Genomic DNA, 20,268 nt, shown 5'->3' with positions numbered 1-20,268 from the left:
TGGGGATGGCCATGTCAGACGAAGACTCGCTGGACTTTGCCATCGTGATCTACCGGGAGGACGACCGCTGGGAGGCGGAGATGCTCCCGGTGTCACTCACCTCCGACCTCGAGGGTCTCATCCACGCCCTGCGCCAGCAGCCGAGCATGAACGGCACGATTGGCCTGGTCGCCGTTGGGGATGAGTTCTTCGTGGCGCTACGGGTGTTCGGGGAGAGGGTCGAGGTGTTCCTCTCCGACATCGCCGCGTCCTGGGATTTCCCGCTCGCGCAGCAGGCGCTGGAATACCTGGACGTGCCGGTTCCCGACGAGGACGAACTCGACGCGATCCTCCAGGACGAGGAGACGGCGCTCCCCGCGGGCGACCTGTCCATCTTCGCCGACCTGGGCCTCGACGAGATGGAGCTCGGCATCCTGTCAGGGGATATCGACCTCCTCCCCGAGGACGTCCTGTCAAGCATCGCCGCGCGGCTGGGGTTCTCCGAGCCGTTCGAACGCGCCATCGACTCTGTGTTCGGCTGACCTCGGGAGATCGGCCATGCCCTCCAGACCATCCAACAGTGTGTTCTCCGCCGCCTTCGTCCGCACGACGGACGGTTGGAACGGTGCGGAGGTCGACCTCAGCGAGGCGGAGATCGCCGACGATCTCGGCGACGCCGTCCAGGAGCATCTGGGACTCACCGGTGACGAGCTGGCCCTGTTGTGCGTGGAGGTGGAGGACGAGTGGTTCGCGATCGTTCGCTATCAGGGAGACCTGGAGCCGCGCACGTTCCTGTCCGACGCCCACGCGGGTCTCTCCGACGACCTGGGTGAGCTCTTCACCGAGCTCGCCGGGGTGGCGGTCGACAAGGACACCCCCGACCTGGGCGTGCGGCCGGCGGGCGACTTCGAGCTGCTGAACGACCTCGGGCTGAGCTCCGAGGAGCTCGTCGAGCTCAGCATGGAGGAGGGAGCCCTCCCCGCGGACACGCTCTCGGTGATCGCCGAGCGGCTGGCCTTCGCCGACGAGCTCGACCGGCTGCGCTGACGGCGCGCCGTGACCAGCCCGATGTCGGCGGATGCACGCTGAACGGCCCGGCGCCGGTGGGCGTACGGTGACCGGCTCGGTGCCCGTGGGGTACGTCCGGGAGATGAGGCTCGCCCTGGCGCAGGCCGTCGAGGCCGGAGCCCGTGGAGAGGTGCCCGTCGGCGCGGTCGTCCTCGGTCCCGACGGCTCCGTGGTGGCGCACGCGGGAAACGACAGGGAGGTCTCGGCCGACCCCACCGCGCACGCCGAGATGCTCGCCCTGCGGCAGGCCGCGAGAGCGCGCGGCCAGTGGCGGTTGAGCGGCTGCACGCTGGTGGTCACCCTGGAGCCCTGCACCATGTGCGCGGGGGCCGCCGTGCTCGCCCGGGTCGATCGCGTCGTCTACGGTGCGGCGGACCCCAAGGGCGGCGCCGCGGGATCGCTCTGGGACGTGCTCAGGGACCGCCGCCTCAACCACCGTCCCGAGGTCCTCGGAGGAGTCCTGGCCGGTGAATGCGCGGCGGTTCTCACCGAGTTCTTCACCGCTCGCCGGATGCGCGAGCAATAGCGGTTATCCGGTAAGCTGCTCCGCGGTGGAGTCGCCTAGTGGCCGAGGGCGCACGCCTCGAAAGCGTGTGATGGGGCAACCTATCCGTGGGTTCAAATCCCACCTCCACCGCCACAGAAAGAGCCCCTGAGCCGCGTACGCGGCTCAGGGGCTCTTCGCGTATCACCGCCATGCTCGGGCGGCACCGATCCCGTCCGCCCGCGGAGGGGATCGGTTTTCCGCGGGCGGGTCCAGGATTCGCCCGCGGAGGGTTCAGCTTTCCGCGGGCAGTTCCAGGACCCGCGCGTGCAGGACCGAGCGCTGGTGCAGGGCCGAGCGCAGCGCCCGGTGCAGGCCGTCCTCCAGATAGAGGTCGCCGCGCCACTGGACCACGTGCGGGAACAGGTCGCCGTAGAAGGTGGAGTCCTTGGCGAGCAGGGAATGCAGGTCGAGCACCGCTTTCGTGGTGATCAGGGTGTCGAGCCGGACCTGTCGCGGCGGTATCTGCGCCCACTCGCGATGCGAGAGGCCGTGTTCGGGATAGGGCCGTTCGTCGCCGACCAACTTAAAGATCACGGTATGTAGTTTAGGAGAGAAACCCGCCTCCTGCCCGGCGGGTTTCTCTCGTCGCAGCTCACAGGCCGTTTTCAGATGCTCCCGGCGAAAGTGTCGCACCTGGCGGGGTCGCCGCTCTGGTAACCGGTGGTGAACCACTTGACACGCTGCGCCGACGTCCCGTGGGTGAAGCCCTCGGGATTGACCCGGCCCTGGGTCCGCTCCTGGATGCTGTCGTCGCCCACGGCCGAGGCCGCGCTGAGCGCCTCCTCGATGTCCGTCTTCGTGAACGGCTTCTCGAACAGGCCGGTCTCGTACGCGTTCTTGGCCCAGGCGCCCGAGTAGCAGTCGGCCTGCAGCTCCAGCCGGACCGAGCCGCTCTCCGGGCCCTGCTCCGGACCTTCCTGGGCCTTGGCGTTGGTACCGAGAAGGTTCTGGACGTGGTGACCGTACTCGTGGCCGATCACGTAAGCCTGGGCGAAGGGACCGCCCTTGGCGCCGAACTTGCTCTCCAGTTCCTTGAAGAAGCTGAGATCCAGGTAGACCTGGCGGTCGGCCGGGCAGTAGAACGGCCCGACGGACGAGTCGGCGGCACCGCACGCGGTGTCGACCTGACCGGAGAACATGACGGTCTTGGCCGGCTCGTACCCCTGGACCGCCTTCGGCCAGTAGTCCTGGATGCTGTTGACGACGCCGACCACCCGGCACTCCTCGTTCTGGTCGGCGTCCTGCCCCGTCTTGCACTGGGCGGTGAGATCGGAGCTCGGACCCACCGGGGCCGGTTGGGAGGAGCCGCCGGTGATGTCCCCGGGGTTGATCCCGAATATCAGGGCCACGATGAGCGCGATGATCCCCGCCGCGCCGCCGCCGATCGCGAGCCCACCACCGGGGATCCTCCCCCCACCGCCGCGACTCTCGACCTGCGAGCTGTCCAGCTGGGCGTCATCCTTGAAATCCATCGCCGACGTCCCTTCGATCCGCTTGAGACCCTCCGACTGCCCAGGGGAGGGCCGGCCATGCCGACGGGGCCGGACACCCCCTCGGGGAAGGCACCGTGGCTCGGGTGATGAGGTGATCGGGTGACCGGGGCGGGGCGCCCGCGGGTCCCGTCTCGTCCGCCGGGCCGCGATCGGGCGACCGGGCGGAGCGGACTTCTCCCTTCGCTGTCCTGGACGTTCCCCGCACGCGTTCGTCTACGCGGGCAACCGGCTGGTCAGGGCCTGCGAGGCGGCCGGAACGCGGCCGGAACGCGGCCCCGCCGGGCGGTTCGGGGGCCGTTACCGGTTTCGGCACTTTCCCGGCACGAGGGTTCGCCTATTTTCTGCTCGCCCGCACGGTACGGGGCCTCCCGGGCCGTGCATCGGTCGCACGGCGGCAGGGGCCGCCGGCGACGGCCTCGCCCGTGGCCCCTCCGGAAGAGAAGATGAAGACGTCCCAGCTGCGCGTATCGCCTGCCGTCCCGCCGGAAACCCTCCAGGGGAGGTCCCCGTCACCGGAAACCTCGCGGGAGCACCACCTCGGCGTACTCGTACGCGAACACGAGAAGGCGCTGTTGGCCTACACCGAGAAACTGCTGCACGACCGCCACCTGGCCGAGGACATCGTGCAGGAGACCTTGATCCGCGCGTGGCACCACGCGGAGCGCCTGCACGACTCGCAGGGGTCGGTGCGCGGCTGGCTGCTCACGGTCGCCAGGAACCTGGTGATCGACCGGTCCCGGAGTGGTTTCCACCGCTACGAGGTGATCGGCACCGAGACCCTGGACGTGCTGCAGCGTGACCACGCGGACATGGTGGTGGCGGCGGTGGCGGTCACCGAGATGCTCGACTCGCTCTCCGTGGAGCACCGCGAGGTGCTCGTCCACACCTACCTGCGGGGACGCACCGTCAGCGAGGCGGCCAAGGTCCTCGGCATACCGGTCGGCACGGTGAAGTCCCGGCAGTACTACGCGCTGAACCACCTGCGGACGCACGGGAGGTACGAGAGGCCGCGGGCGGCGGCCTGAAGGCGGGGCGGGCGGCCCGCCCGCGTCCGCCCTCGGCGGGTGGCCGGCCTGCCGTGTTCACAGCGGTCGCGGTTCCCCGCGGCCGAGGTTTCCCGCGGTCACGGTTTCGTACGGCCGAGGTTTCCCGCGGTCACGCCGGGGCCGTCACCGCCAGGCGCAGGACGGGAATCTCCACCGAGCCGTCCGGGCTCGCCCGCCAGCGCCAGTGGGCGCCGTCGGCGTCCCCGCACACCAGGGCGGTCCAGCCGGCCCCTCCGGGACCGCTCAGCGCGGCCAGGTCCGCGTTCTCCCGCGCCGCGGGCGTGCCGGGTACGACCAGCAGCGCCTCCAGCGGGCGGGGGTGGGCCGTGGCCCGCAGCGTGCCGGTCCCGCGCGCCGCGGCCGGGACGTCCGCGGTACGCCGGCCGGGGGGCTCGACCCTCGGCATGGTGGGGGGGAGGGCGACGGCCAGGCCGTCCGCCACCTGGATCACGGCCACCGGCACCGTCGGCCTGCCGCGGGCCACCCCGGCGAGCAGTCCCTGCACGACGTCGCGGGCCACCCCGCGGTCACCGGTGACGCTCAGCGCCCCGTCCAGCCGGCCGAGGTCCACGAAGACCTTCCCGCCCCGCTCGTCCACGCCCACCGCCACCAGGCACGGCGCGGGGACGTCCGGGCGGGGGGCGGCGGGACGTGCGAAGGCGCCGGCCGGGCGCCACCAGCGCGCCTCGCCCAGATCCTGCCAGGGGGCCGGCGGAGCGCCGGTGGTCGCCACCCACGCGGTGACCCCCTCGTCGCCGACGGAGACCGCGTGCACGGCGTGCTCCCCGGAGCCGGTGAGTTCGGCCAGGGCCCCGTAGGCCAGCCGCGGGGACTCGCCGTCCCCCGCGAAGGCCGTCGTCAGCGACCTCCTGAACCTGAGCCTGCGCGCCCGGCGGGCCGGTTCCCCGAGGCGATGGATCGCGCGCGCCACCGCGCCGAACGCGCGCCGCACCTGCCGCCTGGCCATGATCCCGGCGGTCAGCAGCGCCAGCAGCAGGGTGCCCAGCCCCGCGAGCACGGCCGGGAGCGGGAGCACGATCGCGGCGGAGTCCCGCTGCGGGGACCGGGCCCCGGCCGGTGCCGTGCCCGCGGTGTCCCCGGGCTGTGTGCCCGCGGTGTCCCCGGGCTGTCCCGTGTCGTCGGGGCGCCCCGAGGCGTCCGGCTGTCCCGCGTCGCCGGGCTGTCCCGTGCCGCCACCGGTCTCCCTGGCCAGCCGCACGTCGGGGCCGCGCGCGTCCGCGGGGAGCCTCAGGATCCAGCCGGCCCTGAGGTCGGCGGGGTTCCGCAGGGCGGATCCGTCGGCCTGGACGCGCCCGCGGTTGAGTTCGAAGATCTCGCCGGCCCGGTTCGGGTCGCCCAGGGTGCGCGCGGCGGCGTTCGCCAGGGTGTCCGGCGCCCCGCCGTTCTGCTCGGCCGTCTTGACCACGTACACCTTGACGAGGTCGTCGCCGTCCGCGGCGACCGCCGCCCCGGCGAGGCAACTGAGGTACAGGGCGGACCCCAGGGCCAGCAGCACGACGGCCGCCACCCGTCGCAGGGCCGCCCGTCCACGCCGTCCCGCCCGTCCGGACCCCGTACGGGACCGGTGGACCGCGCCGGAGCCGCCGCTCCTCACCATGTGGTTCCACCCATCTTCTCGGCGCCCGTCGTGCCCTGGTCCGGCACCCGGGGGACTGGACGCCCCACCGCGCCTCACAGGGCACACGTGGCGGACGGGAAAAGGGTTCGACGCGATTTCACTTAAGTCGGTTTTGAACCTTTTGCGGTAGAGAGTCCGTGTACGTCGGGCAAGCAGTCATCATCCGGGGGGATCAGGTGCCGCGACGACACAGCTCAGGGTTCGACGTGCTCGGCATGTCGGAGGACCCCACCCCGGGGGATCCCGACGAGATCCGGCGCCTCGCGGACCGCTACCGGCAGGTCGGCCGGCAGGCCGAGACCGCCAACCGGATCCTGGGAAGCGGCGGCGCCGTGGAGCAGGGCTCGGGAAAGGCCATGGACGCGCTGCGCAAGCAGCTGAAGTCACTGCCCGACAAGCTGAACAAGACGGCACAGTCCTTCTCCCAGGCGGCCGGCGCGTACGAGACCTACGCCGGGCAGCTGCAGGAGGCGCAGTCGCAGGTGGACAGGGCGATGGACCAGGCCGGACCCGTGGCGGGCACGGCCGGCCAGAGCGTCCCCACGCTCGCGCCGGACGCCACCGACCAGCAGCGGGCGGACGCGCGCCGGCAGCAGGACGGCATCGACGCCGCCCAGCAGACGATGTCGGCCGCCAGGCGCCTGGCCGAGGACGCCAGGAACCTCCGCGAGCAGGCGTCCCGGCGGGCGGGCCAGGAACTCGACGACGCGGCGGCGAAGGCGATCCCCGAGCGCAACTTCTTTCAGAAGATCGCGGACTTCTTCGCGGACTTCCCGTTCGTCAAGATCCTCATCGACATCCTCGTCGCGGTGGTCGCCGTCTTCTTCCCCGTGGCCGGTTTTCTCCTGGGCGCGGCGTTATTCGCCTTCCAGACCGCCCAACAGATCGTCACCGGTGATTTCAAAGCCGGTGACTTCGCGGCGGGGATCCTCGCCCTCGTTCCGGGCGCCGCTCTCTTCAAACTGGGCGGCAGGGCGGCCGGAGGCTTCGGCAAGCTCACCCCCGCGCTGGCCGGCGGGGCCTCGGCGCCGGGAGGCTTCGTCCGCGTGGTTCCCGGGAGCATCACCAAGTTCGCGGAAACGATCACCAGCTCCAGGGCGGTCGCGGTGGTCTTCGAGAGCCCGGCCGGGAAGCTGGCCGTGGGAACGGTCGGCGAGTTCGGCGTGCGGGTCGGCCAGGAGGCGGTCGTCAAGAAGCTCAACGGCGAAGAGATCACCGCCGGCAACCTGCTGGCGGGTGCCGCCGCGGGAGCCCTGGTCGGGGCGGGCATCAAGGGAGGGCGTGCCGCCAAGAACGGGGAGTTCGCCGGGGGCGCCTTCACTCCCCCGCCCGCGAGCGCCGCGAGCCCCGCCGGTGCGGCAGGTGCCACGGGTGCGGCAGGCTCCGCGGGGGCCGCCGGTGCCGCGGCCGGGGGTGCCGGGAAGGTCCAGGCTCCGGAGCCGCCTCCCAGCCTGGGCGACAAGGCCACCGAACAGGGGCTCGGCCTGATCCAGGAAGGCGCCTCCAGCGGTGCCAAGGTCGGTGTCGCGGTCGCGGAGGGCCAGGATCCCAATGCCGCGATCCTCAACGAGGCGGGCAACTTCCTCCCGCTGGCGGCCGGCCCGGTGGGCAAGCGCGCCGCCTCGCAGGGCATCGACTCGCTCATCCCGATCAAGGGCACCCCGCCACCGGCGCCCGCCGCCGCCAATCCGGCGGATGTTTCGTCGCCTCCGTCGCCGACGGGTGGGTCCAGACCTACTTCGGTCGATCCGGCGGATGTTTCGTTGCCTCCGTCGCCGACGAGCCCGAGTCCGCCTCCGTCGCCGACGGGTGGGTCCAGGCCCGCTTCGGTCGATCCGGCGAACGTCCCGTTGCCTCCGTCGCCGACGAGCCCGAGTCCGCCTCCGTCGCCGACGAGCCCGAGTCCGCCTCCGTCGCCGACGGGTGGGTCCAGGCCCGCTTCGGTCGATCCGGCGAACGTCCCGTTGCCTTCGTCGCCGACGAGCCCGAGTCCGCCCCCGTCGCCGACGAGCCCGCCCAAGTCCTCCCAACCTTCCCAGGGCGCCTCGGACTCCACCTAGCCGCAGAACACCCCCTCCCGCTCTCGCCGACCACTCCCTGAAGCTCCCATCGGGCAGCCCGGCAGGGCCTCACAGACCTCCACCGCCGGTGGACGGATGACAAACGAATCACAACAGGAGAAACCAATGCCCAACTTCGCAGTCAACTCCGACGAGACCGCCTCGACCTCCACTGCGCTCCTCAACGACTTCTCCCAGTTGCAGGACAAGCTCACCGAGGTGCGCGGCAAGATCCAGAACCTGCTGGCCCAGGGGTACAGCACCCCGGCGGCCCAGCAGAAGTTCCAGCCCTTCTTCGACGAGTTCGCCCGGGGCTTCGACCAGGTGAACCAGTCGCTGCAGGGCATCGGCCAGTACGTCAAGGCCGTCGGTGACGCGTTCTCCCAGACCGACGAGCAGCTGGGTTCCAACCTGTCGTAACGGGACCGGCCCGGTGTCCCGGGCCGGGACACGGCCGGCCGCGCGTCGTCGTCGAGGCACGCCACACCACTCACAGCGCCACACCACTCACATACGAGGAATCGATTGCCGTGCGTTTGAACATCAGCGTCCGGAACCCGCGGGACGACGGGGCCTCCACGGCCGTCGTCGTGGACGCCGAACCCTCCGCGCGAGTGGGGCGGCTGGCCGTGGAGTTGGCGCGGGCCGTCGATCCCGAGGGTGACGGGGGCCCTTCGGGAACCGGGCCGGTCCTCTACATCGGCTCCGACCCGGCCGACCCCGAGGCCACCCTGTACGCCGCCGGCGTGCGAGACGGCCTGGACCTCGGGCTCGGCGCCCCGGTACCCCGGGAGCCGGAGCCCGAGGGCCTGGTGGAGTTGAGGGTGGTCAGCGGCCCGGGGGCGGGAACGGCCTTCCGGCTGCCGCCCGGCGAGTACGAGATCGGCGGTGCGGCCACCTGCCGGATCCCGCTGCCGCCCGGAGCGCCGGCCATCGCCGCCAGGGTGCGCGTCCGGGTCGACCGGACCGTACGGGTGACGGCGGTCGAGCACGTCCTGCTGGACGGCAGGGAGTTGTCCGGCGCCGAGGACTGGGCCGACTGGTCCGAGGGAAGCCAGCTCGCCGCCGGTGACACCCTGCTGGAACTGGCCGTGCCGACGACCGCGCGGGTGCCCCTCACCCCGGCGGCGGACGGACTGGGGCTGGAGTTCAACCGGCCGCCGCGTTTTCGCGCCACCAGCGGTGCCGCCCGCTTCCGGCTGCCGGGCGCGCCGATCAAACCAGAGAAAAGGCCCATCCCGCTGTTGCCGATCCTGCTGGTCCCGGCGGGCGGGGCCCTGGTCTCCATCCTGGTCACCGGCAACTGGGCGTTCATCTTCCTCGCGCTGCTGTCGCCGATCGGCGCGCTGGCGGCCCAGTTCGGCAGCCGCAAGCAGACGCAGCTCAGCTACGAACAGAAACTCCGCGAGTACGAGGAGTCCATGACGCGGGTGCGCGCCGACGTGGACACCGCCGTGCTGCGGGAGCAGCATGTGCTCCGGCTGTCCCATCCCGACCCGGCGTCCCTGCTCCAGATGGCCTCCCAGCCCTCGGAACGGCTGTGGGAACGCCGGTGGCAGGACCCGGACTTCCTCGAGGTGCGGGTGGGCACCGCCGATCTGCCCTCCTCGCTGACCGTGGAGGACCCCGCGCTGGACGAGCACCGCCGTACCACGGTGCCGTCGCTGACCCAGGTCCCGGTGCCGATCTCGCTGCGCGGCGCCGGGGTGACCGGCGTCGCGGGCCGGGACGCCGCGAACCTGGCCGGCTGGATGGCGGCCCAGGCCGCTGCCCTGCACAGCCCCGCCGATCTGCGGATCCTGGTGCTCGCCGGTCCCGACGGCGAGGAGGGCTGGTCATGGGTGCGCTGGCTGCCGCACTGCCGGCCGCAGGGCGAGGACGCCTACGCGCTGGTCGGCAGCACCGCCGACTCGATGGCCCGCAGGATCGGCGAGCTGGGCCAGCTGGTCGCCGCCCGGATGGCGGCGGGTCCCGGGGTGCCCAGGGGCGGTGCCGCGGGCTCCCCGGACATCCTGGTGGTGCTCGACCAGGCCCGCCGGGCGCGGTCGCTGCCGGGAGTCGTCGCGCTGCTGCGCGACGGCCCCTCGGTGGGCGTCTACACGATCTGCCTGGACCGCGAGGAGCGGTTGCTGCCGGAGGAGTGCACCGCGGTGGTGGCCGCCGGCCCCGAGGGCGTCCTGGTGCGCACCGGTCCGGGAGCGCCGCCGGAGAACGTGCGCGTCGACTCTCCCGACGCCGGCTGGTACGAGCACCTGGCCCGGGCACTCGCGCCGCTGCGGGGGGTCGGGGACGGCGACGAGAGCGCGCTGCCCGGTTCGGTGCGGCTGCTGGACCTGCTGGGGATCGAGCCGCCGACCGCCGGTGCCGTCGCCGCGGGCTGGGCACTGGGCGGCCGTAGCACCCGGGCGATCCTGGGCGCCGGGTACGACGGCGACTTCTCGGTGGACCTGGTCCGCGACGGGCCGCACGCGCTGGTGGCCGGGACGACCGGCTCCGGCAAGTCGGAACTGCTGCAGACCCTGGTCGCCACGCTCGCCGTGGTGAACCGGCCCGACGAGATGACGTTCGTCCTGGTCGACTACAAGGGCGGCAGCGCCTTCGCCGAGTGCGCCGACCTGCCGCACACCGTCGGCCTGGTCACCGACCTGGACACCCACCTGGTGGAGCGCGCCCTGGTCTCCCTGGGGGCGGAGCTGCGCCGCCGCGAGCAGTTGCTGGCGGCGGCGGGCGCGAAGGACATCGAGGACTACCTGGACAAGCGGGCGCGGGGCGGCGACGTGCTCGGCCCGCTGCCCCGGCTGCTGCTGGTGATCGACGAGTTCGCGTCCATGGCCCGCGAGCTGCCCGACTTCATCTCCGGCCTGGTCAACATCGCCCAGCGGGGCCGGTCGCTCGGCATCCACCTGGTCCTGGCGACCCAGCGGCCCAGCGGCGCGGTGACGGCGGACATCCGCGCCAACACCAACCTGCGGATCGCGCTGCGCACGACCGACGCGGGCGAGAGCCGCGACATCATCGACGCGCCCGACTCAGGCGACATCTCCCCCGGCACGCCGGGGCGGGCGTACGCGAGGCTGGGCCCGTCGGCGCTGCTGCCCTTCCAAGCGGGCCGGGTGGGCGGCCGGCGGCCGTCCGGACTGGTCGCCGCGCAGGTGGAGGCGCCGGTACGGGTCCACGAGATCAGCTGGCGTGAGCTGGGCGGGCCGGTGCCGCGCGGTGCCGGGACCGCCGGTGCCGCGAGCGCACAGGAGGCCGTCACCGACCTGGCGGTCCTGGCCGGGGTCGTCGCGGAGGCAGCCCTGGTGGCCGGCGTGCCCCGGCAGCCCAGCCCGTGGCTGCCGCCGCTGCCGGAGGTGCTGCGCTGGACAGAACCGGCCGGGCCCAAACCATCGGGGGAACGGGATCCGGCCCTGCCGGCCGTGGAGTACGGCCTGGTCGACCTGCCCGCCGACCAGGCGCGCAGCGCGCTCGTCCTCGACCTCGACCGGTCCGGCCACCTGCACATCATCGGCTCGCCGCGCAGCGGGCGCTCCCAGACCCTGCGCACCCTGGCCGCCGCTCTCGGCCGGGCCCACGGTGTGGAGGACGTCCATCTCTACGGCATCGACTGCGGCAACGGATCCCTCAACGCGCTGACCGCCCTCCCGCACTGCGGCGCGGTCATCGACCGCAACCAGACGGAGCGGCTGGGCCGGCTGCTGGACCGCCTCACCGCCGAGCTGAGCGCCCGCCAGTCGCTGCTCGGCGCGCGAGGCACCGCCGACCTGGCCGAGTACCGCAGGATGGCGCCGGCCGGCGAGCGGCCGCCGCACATCGTCGTCATGGTGGACCGCTTCGAGGTCTTCGAGCGGGAGTTCGTCTCCTTCGACAACGGCAGCTACCTGGAACGGCTGATGCGCCTGCTGCGGGACGGCGCGGGGGTGGGCATCCACCTGGTGCTGGCCGGTGACCGCGTCCTGGGCTCGGCCCGTTTCGCGGGCACCACCGAGGACAAGATCGTGTTGCGGCTCAACGACCGTACCGACTACTCGGCGGTGGGCCTCACGCAGCGGAAGGCCCCGTCGGACCCGCCCCCCGGGCGGGGCATCAGGACGCAGGACACCAGCGAGGTGCAGATCGCGGTCCTCGGCCCGGATCTCTCCGGCACCGCGCAGGCGGCCGTCCTTGTCGCGCTGGGTGAGGAACTGGCGCTCCGCGAGGCCGGGGTCCCGCAGTCGCGCCGGCCGATGCGCCTGGACGTGCTTCCCGACCAGGTCTCCTACCCGGCCGCGTTCGCGCTGCGGGCGAACCCCGGGCCGATGCGTCCGCTGGCCGGTGTCGGGGGCGACACCCTGGCGGGGCTGGGACCCGATCTGGCGGACGTGCCGACGTTCGTCGTCGCGGGGCCGCCCCGTACGGGTCGCAGCACGGCGCTCGTCACGATGGCCCGCTCCCTGCTGGAACAGGGGACGGGGTTGATCGTGCTCGCGCCGCGGAGGTCGCCGCTGCGCGACCTGGAGGGCATGCCGGGGGTGGCGGCCGTCATCATCGACTCCGAGGTGTCCGCCGCCGCCTTCCGCGCGGTGCTCGGCGACGTGCCGCAGGAGAACGCGGTGATCATGGTGGACGACGCGGAGCTGTTCATGCAGTCGGAGATCGACGCCGACCTCGCGCTCCTGGCCCGCGGCGGCGCCGGGAACGGGTGGGGGCTGGTCCTCGCGGGCAACGCCGAGGCGCTCTCCTACGGCCTCGCCGGCTGGGTCGGGCAGGTCAAGCGCAACCGCTCCGGGATGCTCCTGTCCCCGCAGAGCCTGAGCGACGGCGAGGTGATCGGCGTCAAGCTCTCTCGCGGCCTGGTCGGACGGGCCCCCCAGCCCGGCCGGGGCCTGCTGCACCTGGGCGACGGGACTCTGATCACCGTGCAGGTGCCGAACACGGCGATCACCGGGTGAACGCGCCGGACGGGGGCCGGGGCGATCCCGCCGTCCCCGCCCCCGTCCGGCCCCCGGGGGGAGTCAGGCGCCCGCGGACGCCTCGGCGGGCAGGAACCGGAAGGTGCCGCTGATCGCGTCGAACAGCTCGTAGACCTCCTCGGCGAGCGGGAGGTTCGGGCTCGCGCAGGTGACGATCAGGTAGTCGCGCGCCGACTCGGGGATGGGCACCACGGTGTGCATGGTCAGCATCCGGATCGAGATGTCGGCGGTGAGCGGCGCCTCTTCGACGCCGGTGATCCTGGCCACCTGCCCGATGTCCGGAAGCGTCACCGCGGAGACGGTACGGTCCGCGGGCTCCTTGCCGCCCCCCTTCGGGGCGTTGCGGCTTTTCGGCCCGTTCGCGGCGGGCGACGACAGCTGGGCCGCTAGCACCGGAAGCGTCAGCTCGCGGCCCGGCGGCACGGTGACGGCGAAGACCATCGCGTAGCCGAGGAAGAGCCCGTCGTCGAACATGACGGCCGTACCGGCGGCGAACAGGGCGCCGCGACGGCGGGCGGCCCGGCTGATCTCGCGGGCCTGCCGGAACAGGTCGTTGACCGCCACCTGCTCGCGCGGGCTGCCGGCGAGGGCGAGGGCGGCGGCGCGGGTCTCGGCGAGCACGCTCCCGGACAGGTCGAGGTCGGTCCAGGAGTCCGGGACGTCCAGCACGAAGCGGTCGACGGTCGTCATCAGCCACCTTCCAGGTGGGCCACGGCCTTGTCGTCGGTGTCCTTGAACGTCTCCAGGATCTGGTCGACGGCCTTCTTGATGGCCTCGCACTGCCGGTGCAGCTGCTTGCGGCCGTCGTTCCAGCGGCTCTCGAAGTGCTCACCCTGGTCGACCAGCGGGTAGCCCACCGCCCTGTCGATGTCGATCCCGGACCTGTCGGTGTCGATGTGGTCGAGGACGAACCCGAGTGATCTCGACACCTCCTCGAGCTCCGATCCCGGAATCTTGATGTCGGCCATCGTGGCTCCCCTCGTGCGGTCGTGAGTGCGGTCGTGAGTGCGGTCTCCATGCGGAACACGAAAAAGAACGTGATTAGGTTCATAAAGGTCATATCCCCTTGAACCAAAGGGGCTGTTCGTCGCGTGTTCCGCAGGTGACACTCGAAAGCAACAGCAGCACGGCGCGCAGGCCGTACGCCCGCGCGCTGATCGTGACCACCCTTCTCTGCGGCCTGGCGGGTGCCGCCGGCTGCGGCAAGGTCATCACGATCGGTGACGCCGCGCCGGCCGGCGGGTCGCCGGCGGCCTCGGCGCCCGCGACCCCCCAGGCTCCGGCCCCCTCGACCCCCCCGGCCTCCTCCGCCCCGGCGGCCGGCGACACCGCGCCGCCGTCCAGTGGCGCGGCGCCGCAGCTGGTCAACGGTTCGGCCGCGGACAACGGCCTGAGCGGCGACGGCGGGACGGTGAGGGGGGCGGCGGTCCAGGAGCGGCCGCCGGTCTGGGTGGAGCTCTCGGCCGTCGCCTCCCCCGCGCTGGGCGCCCACCTGGTCGACGTCAACCGGTCGACGCTCTACAGGTTCGACAAGGACACGGCGGACCCCTCCCGGTCGAACTGCGAGGGCGACTGCGCCGTCACCTGGCCTCCGGTGACCGTCAAGGAGGGAGGCCGCGTCTACGTGGCCGGCGTCGACCCGTCGCGTGTCGGGGCGATCCGCCGGAGCGACGGCGGGGTGCAGCTCACCATCGGCGGGTGGCCTATCTACCGCTTCTCCGGGGACGAGAAGCCCGGTGACGCGAACGGCCAGGGCGTCGGCGGATCGTGGTTCGCGGTGGCGCCCCACGGCGCCAAGGCGACGCCGCAGTAGCCTCTCGCTTCCGAAAATATGGATAAATCACCCATAATGGACATGGTTGGGAAGGGAGGCCGCGCTCCGGACATCTCTGTGAGCGGGCGCTGACATCAGGGAAACCGATGCCGGGGAGCTGGGATGACGCCCACAGAGTCCGCGCGCGAGCCCGTGCGGTTCGCGATCCTGGGACCCGTGCTGGGCCGGCGGGGGGATGTGGAGCTGGACCTGGGACCGCCCCGGCAGCGGGCGCTGCTGGCCGTGCTGCTCGCCTGCGCCGGTCGCCCCATCGGCCTGGCCGAGATCGTCGACATCCTGTGGGGCGAGGACCCGCCGGACAGCGCGGTCAACGTGGTCCAGCGGCACATCGGCGCGTTGCGGCGGCTGCTCGAACCCGGCCTGCCACGCAGGGCGGTGGGACGGTGGCTGACACGCAGCGGCGGCGGCTACCGGCTGGACGTCGACGCCGACACGCTTGACCTCCTGCGGTTCCGTCACCTCGTCGAGAAGGCCAGGGAGGCAGGGCCGGACGGGCCACGGGCCGGACGGCTGCTCGTCGACGCCCTGGAGCTGTGGCGAAGACCGGCCGCCGAGGGGATCGCCGCCGAGGTACGGGCCCACCCGGTTTTCGTGGCGCTGGACCAGGAACACCTCGCCGTGCTGAAAGAGGCGGCCGACACGGTGCTGCGCGGCGGCCCGGTGACCCCGCTGGTGCCGATGCTCCAGCAGGCCGCGGCGCTCAACCCCTTCGACGAGCCGCTCCACGCCCGGCTGGTGCTCGCCCTGGCGGCCACCGGCCACCGGGCCGAGGCACTGAGCACCTACCGGGCCGCGTACTCACGGCTGGCCGAGAAACTGGGCATCAGCCCCGGCCCCGAGCTGAGCTTCGCCCACGAGCAGGTGCTCGGGCAGACGGCGTCCGAGGCGCCCCCGGCCACGCCGGTCGTCACGGGTCCGCCGCGCCCGGCCCAGCTCCCCGCCGACCTGCCCGCCTTCGCCGGCCGGAAAAAGGAACTCGCCCAGGTCTCCGACCTGCTCCCGGAGGGGCCGCGGCTCGCGGCGGCCGTGACGATCATCGCGATCGAGGGGATGGCCGGGGTCGGCAAGACCACCCTCGCCGTGCACTGGGCCCGCCGGGTCGCCCACCTCTTCCCCGATGGCCAGCTGTACGTCAACCTGCGAGGATTCGACGCCGGCGGGACGGTTCTGGACCCGACCGAGGCGATCCGCGGGTTCCTGGCGGCGCTGTGCGTCCCGTCGCGGGACATCCCCGCCCGCCTGGACGACCAGGCCGCGCTGTACCGCAGCCTGCTGGCCGACCGGAGGATGCTGATCCTGCTGGACAACGCCCGCGACACCGAGCAGGTACGGCCCCTGCTTCCCGGCGCGCCCGGCTGCCTGGTCATCGTCACCGGCCGCCACCAGCTCTCCGGCCTGGTGGCCGCGGAAGGCGCCCGCTCGCTCACTCTCGGCCTGCTCTCCGACGCCGAGGCGCGGGAGTTCCTCACGTTGCGGCTCGGCGCGGACCGGGTGGCGTCCGACCCCGCCGCCGTACAGGAGATCACCGACCTGTGCGCCAGGCTGCCCCTCGCGCTGTCGGTCGCCGCCGCGCGGGCCGCGAGCCGGCCGGCCTTCCCGCTCGCCGTCATCGCCGCCGAACTGCGGGCGGTCCACGGCAGCCTCGACGCCTTCACAGGCGGTGACGGCCCCGACGTCGGCGCGGTCTTCTCCTGGTCGTACCGTGCGCTCACCCCGGCCTCCGCCCGGTTGTTCCGCCTCATCGCACTGCATCCCGGCCCCTGCCTCAGCGTGCCCGCCGCCGCCGCGCTCGGAGCCGTCCCCGTCCACCGGGCGCGCCTCCTGCTCGACGAGCTGACCCGCGCCCACCTCCTCGTCGAGCGCGCCCCCGGCCGCTACGGCTGCCACGACCTGCTCCGCTCATACGCCGCCGAGCGCAGCCGGGACCAGGAGACCGAGAGCCAGCGCCACGCGGCGGTCCGCCGCCTGCTGGACCACTACCTGCACACCGCGCACCGCGCCGCCCTGCTGTTCTCCCCGCACCGGAACCCGATCCCCCTGACGGCCCCGGCGCCGGGGGTCTTTCCCGAGGATCTCGCCGGCTGCGAGCAGGCGAGAGCCTGGTTCGCCGCCGAGCACCCCACTCTGCTGGCGGTCCTCGGGTCGGTCGCCGACACCGAGTTCGGCGCCTACGCCTGGCGGCTGGCCTGGACCATGGAGCACTTCATGGACCGGCATGGGCACTGGCACGACCTGGTGACCTCGCAGCGCATCGCGCTGAGGACCGCGCGGCGGCTCGGCGACCCCGTCGGGACGGCCCACGCCCACCGGGGGCTCGCCCGCGCCGAGGCCGACCTGGGCCGCCACGAGGAGGCACGGCTCCACCTCGAACGCGCGCTGGCGCTGTTCGCCGAGGCCGGAGACGTCGACGACCAGGCGCACACCCACCGCCGGCTCAGCTGGGTGTTCGAACAGCAGGGCAGGTACGGCGGCGCGCTCGTCCACGCCCAGCGGGCCCTCACCCTGTTCCGGGAGGCGGGCCGGCGGGCCGGGCAGGCCGCGGCGCTCAACGCGGTCGGCTGGTACCACGCCCTGCTCGGCCACCACGAGCAGGCCCTCGGCCACTGCCGGCAGGCCCTCGTCCTGCTGGAGGAACTCGACGACCACTACGGCCAGGCCGACACCTGGGACAGCCTGGGGTACGCCCACCACCACCTCGGCCACCACGAGCAGGCCATCGCCGGCTACCGGTGTGCCCTGGAGTTGTACCGGCGGCTGGGGGTCCGCTACGCCGAGGCGGACACGCTCACCCGGCTCAGCACGACCTATCTCGCGGACGGCCGCCCCCGGGAGGCCCGCGCCGCCCTGGAGCGGGCACTGGCGATCTTCGACGACCTCGGCCACTCCGACGCCGAGCGGGTCCGCACCAGGCTGCGCGACCTCGACGGATCTCTCAGCAGGGACCGGAGGTGAGGCCACCTCTCCAGGCCGGGACCGGAGGCTCTCTCGACCAGGGCCGGAGGCGGGGCCGCCACGCAAGGGGAGGGCAACGCCAGAGGGGCCGGAACCGCGTGCGCGGTCCGGCCCCTCTCAGGTGGCGGAGGATAGGAGATTCGAACTCCTGAGGGGTTGCCCCCAACACGCTTTCCAAGCGTGCGCCCTAGGCCAACTAGGCGAATCCTCCGTGGAGAAGCTTACCCAACTTTCCGAGCGGCACGGACCATTAATTTCCGACACCGACCACTCTGATCTTTTCCGATACCGACCACTCGGATCTGAGGCTAGACTGGGGGCCGACCCCTCGCGCGGCGTCATCCTGTGAACCTCCCCAGGGCCGGAAGGCAGCAAGGATAAGCGGGCTCTGGCGGGTGTGCGAGGGGTCTCTTCGTTTGAGACCCCTCGCAGGTGGGATCGCCGCATGAGTCTTGCGCTGTACCGCAAGTACCGGCCCGGGACCTTCGCCGAGGTCAAGGGTCAGGAGCACGTCACCGATCCGCTGCGCCAGGCGCTGCGCAGCGGGCGCATCAACCACGCCTACCTGTTCAGCGGGCCCAGGGGCTGCGGCAAGACGTCCAGCGCGCGCATCCTGGCCCGCTCCCTGAACTGTGAGAAGGGCCCGACCCCCGACCCGTGCGGGGAGTGCGAGTCCTGCGTGGCGCTGGCGCCCACCGGCCCGGGCCACCTCGACGTCATCGAGATCGACGCCGCCTCGCACGGTGGCGTGGACGACGCCCGCGACCTGCGCGAGCGGGCCTTCTTCGCGCCGGTGTCGTCGCGCTTCAAGATCTACATCATCGACGAGGCGCACATGGTGACCCGCGAGGGTTTCAACGCGCTGCTCAAGCTCGTCGAGGAGCCTCCCCCGCACCTGAAGTTCGTCTTCGCGACCACCGAGCCGGAGAAGGTCATCGGGACGATCAAGTCCCGGACCCACCACTACCCGTTCCGGCTGATCCCCCCGGCCGCGCTGCGCGCGCTCATGGAGGAGATCCTCACCTCGGAGAAGGTCCCGTTCGAGCCCGCCGCGCTCCCGCTGGTGGTCAGGGCGGGCGCGGGTTCGGCCCGCGACTCGCTGTCGATCCTCGACCAGCTGTTCGCCGGTTCCGACGAGGCGGGCATCACGTACGCCCGCGCGGTCTCCCTCCTCGGCTACACCGACGGGGACCTGCTCGACGACGTGGTCGCGGCCTTCGCCGGTCGTGACGGGGCGCTGGTGTTCCAGGTCGTGAACCGGGTGATCGAGGGCGGCCACGACCCCCGGCGGTTCGCGATGGACCTGCTGGAGCGCTTCCGCGACCTGGTGATCCTGGCCAACGTGCCGGAGGCGGCCACCAGCGGGCTGCTCGACAGGCCCGGCGACGAGCTGGAACGGCTCCAGGTCCAGGCGGCCTCGATGGGCCCGGCCGAGCTGACCCGCGCGGCGGAGATCCTCAACGCCGGCCTGACCGAGATGCGCGGGGCGGCCTCGCCCCGGCTGCTGCTCGAACTCATGTGCGCCAGGATCCTCCTTCCCGGCGCCGCCCAGGGTGAGGCGGCGCTGCTCACCCGCCTGGAGCGGCTGGAGAGGGGGGGAGCCGTCGCGGCTCCCGCTCCCGCGTCCCTCCCGCACCAGGCTCCCGCCCCCGCGCCCGTGGTCCACGCGGCCTCCCCGCCGCAGGCGGAGGCACCCGCCGTCGCGCCCGCCATGCCCGTCGCGCCCGCCGAGCGGTCCGGCGGCCAGGGCGACGACTGGCCCGTGGCGGTCAGGCCCGGCGCGCCGGCTCAGGAACAGCAGGCACAACAGGCACGGGGAGAGCGGGCACCGGCCCCGGTCCAGCAGGCTCCCGGCACGTCCACGCCGGTCGACACGGCGCCGGCGTCCGGTTCGGGTGCCGGGGCCGTGCAGCAGGCGTGGCCCCAGGTGCTCGCGGCGCTCAAGCGGCGCAGCATCGTCGTGTGGGCCAACGTCAACACCAACGCCCAGGTCGTCGGGGTCGAAGGCAAGATCGTCACCCTCGGGTTCGCCCAGGTCGGCGCGATGAGGAACTTCACCGGCGGCGGCAAGGACGCGGTCGTCGCGGCGGTGCTGCAAGAGGTTCTGGGCGGCACCTGGAAGGTCGAGGCCGTCGTCGGCGGCGGGCCCGCTCCCTCGGGCGGGAGCCGCCCCCCGGCTCCGAGGCAGCCCCCGGCGCCGCAGCACCCCGCGCCCCAGAGCCAGGCCCCGCAGGCCCCGCAGGCACAGCCCCCCCAGTCTCCGTCCCAGGCGCCCGCTCCCGGGCCGTCGCCCGCGCCCGCGGACTCGCGGGAGGCCACGCCCAGGCAGGCGCCGCCCGCGACGGACGAGTCCTGGCCGGACGCCCCCCTGCCGGAGGACCCCGGCTCGCCTCCCCCGCCGAGCTCCATGCCGAGCCCCGGTCTGGCCGCGGCCCGCTCGGCGGCCAGGGCGGCGGCCCAGGCCGGGCCCAAGGCCGCGGTCAAGACCGGCGCCAAGGCGGCGGCCTGGCCTGACGCGATCCCCGCCCGCGGCACCACCCCCGACACCGACGAGGTCGACCCGCTCAACGACGCGGACGCCGACGTCGACGCGCTCACCGGCATGGCCCTCCTCCAGCGGGAGCTGGGCGGCCAGGTCATCGGCGAGATCGACCACACCTGACGGCCGGCACCACCTGAAGGACCTCACCTGAAAAGA

At 73.0% G+C, this 20,268-nt stretch carries 15 protein-coding genes, 2 tRNA genes and 1 other RNA gene; 12 read left to right on the top strand and 6 right to left on the bottom strand.

All coding sequences use genetic code 11. The features are described 5' to 3' along the window. Nucleotides 1-11 precede the first annotated feature (11 nt). From ACTOQ1_RS26035 to ACTOQ1_RS26020, 4 genes are all read left to right on the top strand, one after another. On the top strand, nt 12-521 hold the full coding sequence (locus tag ACTOQ1_RS26035) for a tRNA adenosine deaminase-associated protein (RefSeq protein WP_362688075.1): 510 nt from the start codon (nt 12-14) through the stop codon (nt 519-521). Between the two features lie 16 nt (nt 522-537). Beyond that, nucleotides 538-1,026 (top strand): tRNA adenosine deaminase-associated protein, encoded by a 489-nt coding sequence (locus tag ACTOQ1_RS26030; RefSeq protein WP_440070640.1) that lies wholly within the window; start codon nt 538-540, stop codon nt 1,024-1,026. 103 nt (nt 1,027-1,129) lie between these two features. Further along, nucleotides 1,130-1,573, top strand: a complete 444-nt coding sequence (tadA, locus tag ACTOQ1_RS26025; RefSeq protein ID WP_440070716.1) for a tRNA adenosine(34) deaminase TadA — start codon at nt 1,130-1,132, stop codon at nt 1,571-1,573. Between the two features lie 24 nt (nt 1,574-1,597). Beyond that, nucleotides 1,598-1,687: transfer RNA gene (locus ACTOQ1_RS26020), tRNA-Ser, on the top strand. Between the two features lie 138 nt (nt 1,688-1,825). On the opposite strand, the gene ACTOQ1_RS26015 is transcribed toward ACTOQ1_RS26020, so the two are convergent. Beyond that, nucleotides 1,826-2,128 carry a type II toxin-antitoxin system VapB family antitoxin gene (locus ACTOQ1_RS26015; protein ID WP_362837946.1) on the bottom strand — a complete coding sequence of 101 codons (303 nt, stop codon included), beginning with the start codon at nt 2,126-2,128 and terminating at the stop codon, nt 1,826-1,828. Between the two features lie 71 nt (nt 2,129-2,199). Continuing rightward, nucleotides 2,200-3,066, bottom strand: a complete 867-nt coding sequence (ypfJ, locus tag ACTOQ1_RS26010) for a KPN_02809 family neutral zinc metallopeptidase (protein ID WP_440070639.1) — start codon at nt 3,064-3,066, stop codon at nt 2,200-2,202. 464 nt (nt 3,067-3,530) lie between these two features. Here ypfJ and ACTOQ1_RS26005 point away from each other — a divergent pair, with 464 nt between their 5' ends. Then, nucleotides 3,531-4,112 (top strand): sigma-70 family RNA polymerase sigma factor, encoded by a 582-nt coding sequence (locus ACTOQ1_RS26005; RefSeq protein WP_440070638.1) that lies wholly within the window; start codon nt 3,531-3,533, stop codon nt 4,110-4,112. A gap of 130 nt (nt 4,113-4,242) precedes the next feature. On the opposite strand, the gene ACTOQ1_RS26000 is transcribed toward ACTOQ1_RS26005, so the two are convergent. Next, a complete protein-coding gene (locus ACTOQ1_RS26000; RefSeq protein ID WP_440070637.1) occupies nt 4,243-5,751 on the bottom strand; it encodes a hypothetical protein in 1,509 nt (502 codons plus the stop codon). A 197-nt stretch (nt 5,752-5,948) separates the two neighbouring features. Between ACTOQ1_RS26000 and ACTOQ1_RS25995 the strand changes: the two genes are divergently transcribed. From ACTOQ1_RS25995 to ACTOQ1_RS25985, 3 genes are all read left to right on the top strand, one after another. After that, the gene (locus ACTOQ1_RS25995; protein WP_440070636.1) at nt 5,949-7,832 is read left to right on the top strand and encodes a putative T7SS-secreted protein; all 1,884 of its coding nucleotides are present in this window, start codon (nt 5,949-5,951) and stop codon (nt 7,830-7,832) included. 126 nt (nt 7,833-7,958) lie between these two features. Then, complete coding sequence (locus ACTOQ1_RS25990; RefSeq protein ID WP_362837936.1) at nt 7,959-8,252, top strand: WXG100 family type VII secretion target; 294 nt, start codon at nt 7,959-7,961, stop codon at nt 8,250-8,252. 110 nt (nt 8,253-8,362) lie between these two features. Beyond that, complete coding sequence (locus tag ACTOQ1_RS25985; RefSeq protein ID WP_440070635.1) at nt 8,363-12,763, top strand: FtsK/SpoIIIE domain-containing protein; 4,401 nt, start codon at nt 8,363-8,365, stop codon at nt 12,761-12,763. 63 nt (nt 12,764-12,826) lie between these two features. On the opposite strand, the gene ACTOQ1_RS25980 is transcribed toward ACTOQ1_RS25985, so the two are convergent. Both ACTOQ1_RS25980 and ACTOQ1_RS25975 read right to left on the bottom strand, forming a co-directional pair. Next, nucleotides 12,827-13,474 (bottom strand): hypothetical protein, encoded by a 648-nt coding sequence (locus ACTOQ1_RS25980; protein ID WP_440070634.1) that lies wholly within the window; start codon nt 13,472-13,474, stop codon nt 12,827-12,829. Beyond that, entirely contained in the window at nt 13,474-13,752 is a 279-nt protein-coding gene (locus tag ACTOQ1_RS25975) for a hypothetical protein (RefSeq protein ID WP_440070633.1), read from the bottom strand. Before ACTOQ1_RS25975 ends, ACTOQ1_RS25980 begins: the two co-directional genes overlap by 1 nt. Nucleotides 13,753-13,886: 134 nt before the next feature. Here ACTOQ1_RS25975 and ACTOQ1_RS25970 point away from each other — a divergent pair, with 134 nt between their 5' ends. Together ACTOQ1_RS25970 and ACTOQ1_RS25965 are read left to right on the top strand one after the other, a co-directional pair. Then, nucleotides 13,887-14,597: a hypothetical protein gene (locus ACTOQ1_RS25970; RefSeq protein WP_440070632.1), complete on the top strand. Its 711-nt coding sequence runs from the start codon at nt 13,887-13,889 to the stop codon at nt 14,595-14,597. 123 nt (nt 14,598-14,720) lie between these two features. Continuing rightward, complete coding sequence (locus ACTOQ1_RS25965; protein WP_440070631.1) at nt 14,721-17,570, top strand: AfsR/SARP family transcriptional regulator; 2,850 nt, start codon at nt 14,721-14,723, stop codon at nt 17,568-17,570. 122 nt (nt 17,571-17,692) lie between these two features. Here the strand turns inward: ACTOQ1_RS25965 and ACTOQ1_RS25960 are convergent. Then, nucleotides 17,693-17,781, bottom strand: a tRNA-Ser gene (locus ACTOQ1_RS25960). 108 nt (nt 17,782-17,889) lie between these two features. On the opposite strand from ACTOQ1_RS25960, the gene ffs reads away from it, so the two are divergent. Both ffs and ACTOQ1_RS25950 read left to right on the top strand, forming a co-directional pair. Beyond that, nucleotides 17,890-17,985, top strand: an RNA gene (gene ffs / locus ACTOQ1_RS25955) — signal recognition particle sRNA small type. A 30-nt stretch (nt 17,986-18,015) separates the two neighbouring features. Next, nucleotides 18,016-20,232 carry a DNA polymerase III subunit gamma and tau gene (locus tag ACTOQ1_RS25950; RefSeq protein ID WP_440070630.1) on the top strand — a complete coding sequence of 739 codons (2,217 nt, stop codon included), beginning with the start codon at nt 18,016-18,018 and terminating at the stop codon, nt 20,230-20,232. Nucleotides 20,233-20,268: the final 36 nt, after the last annotated feature.

The organism is Streptosporangium sp. OZ121, assembly GCF_051918885.1.
Lineage (GTDB): Bacteria > Actinomycetota > Actinomycetes > Streptosporangiales > Streptosporangiaceae > Streptosporangium.
Note: the sequence above shows the minus strand (reverse complement) of the source record. Positions and strands in the feature narration are given on the sequence as shown.

Bases quoted from the DNA above. Each gene is read 5' to 3' on its own strand.
- ACTOQ1_RS25990 (WP_362837936.1), top strand. From the start codon at position 7,959: ATGCCCAACTTCGCAGTCAACTCCGACGAGACCGCCTCGACCTCCACT.
- ACTOQ1_RS25965 (WP_440070631.1), top strand. From the start codon at position 14,721: ATGACGCCCACAGAGTCCGCGCGCGAGCCCGTGCGGTTCGCGATCCTG.
- ACTOQ1_RS25950 (WP_440070630.1), top strand. From the start codon at position 18,016: ATGAGTCTTGCGCTGTACCGCAAGTACCGGCCCGGGACCTTCGCCGAG.
- ACTOQ1_RS26005 (WP_440070638.1), top strand. From the start codon at position 3,531: ATGAAGACGTCCCAGCTGCGCGTATCGCCTGCCGTCCCGCCGGAAACC.
- ACTOQ1_RS26030 (WP_440070640.1), top strand. From the start codon at position 538: ATGCCCTCCAGACCATCCAACAGTGTGTTCTCCGCCGCCTTCGTCCGC.
- ACTOQ1_RS26000 (WP_440070637.1), bottom strand. From the start codon at position 5,751: ATGGTGAGGAGCGGCGGCTCCGGCGCGGTCCACCGGTCCCGTACGGGG.
- tadA (WP_440070716.1), top strand. From the start codon at position 1,130: ATGAGGCTCGCCCTGGCGCAGGCCGTCGAGGCCGGAGCCCGTGGAGAG.
- ACTOQ1_RS25980 (WP_440070634.1), bottom strand. From the start codon at position 13,474: ATGACGACCGTCGACCGCTTCGTGCTGGACGTCCCGGACTCCTGGACC.
- ACTOQ1_RS25975 (WP_440070633.1), bottom strand. From the start codon at position 13,752: ATGGCCGACATCAAGATTCCGGGATCGGAGCTCGAGGAGGTGTCGAGA.
- ACTOQ1_RS26035 (WP_362688075.1), top strand. From the start codon at position 12: ATGTCAGACGAAGACTCGCTGGACTTTGCCATCGTGATCTACCGGGAG.
- ypfJ (WP_440070639.1), bottom strand. From the start codon at position 3,066: ATGGATTTCAAGGATGACGCCCAGCTGGACAGCTCGCAGGTCGAGAGT.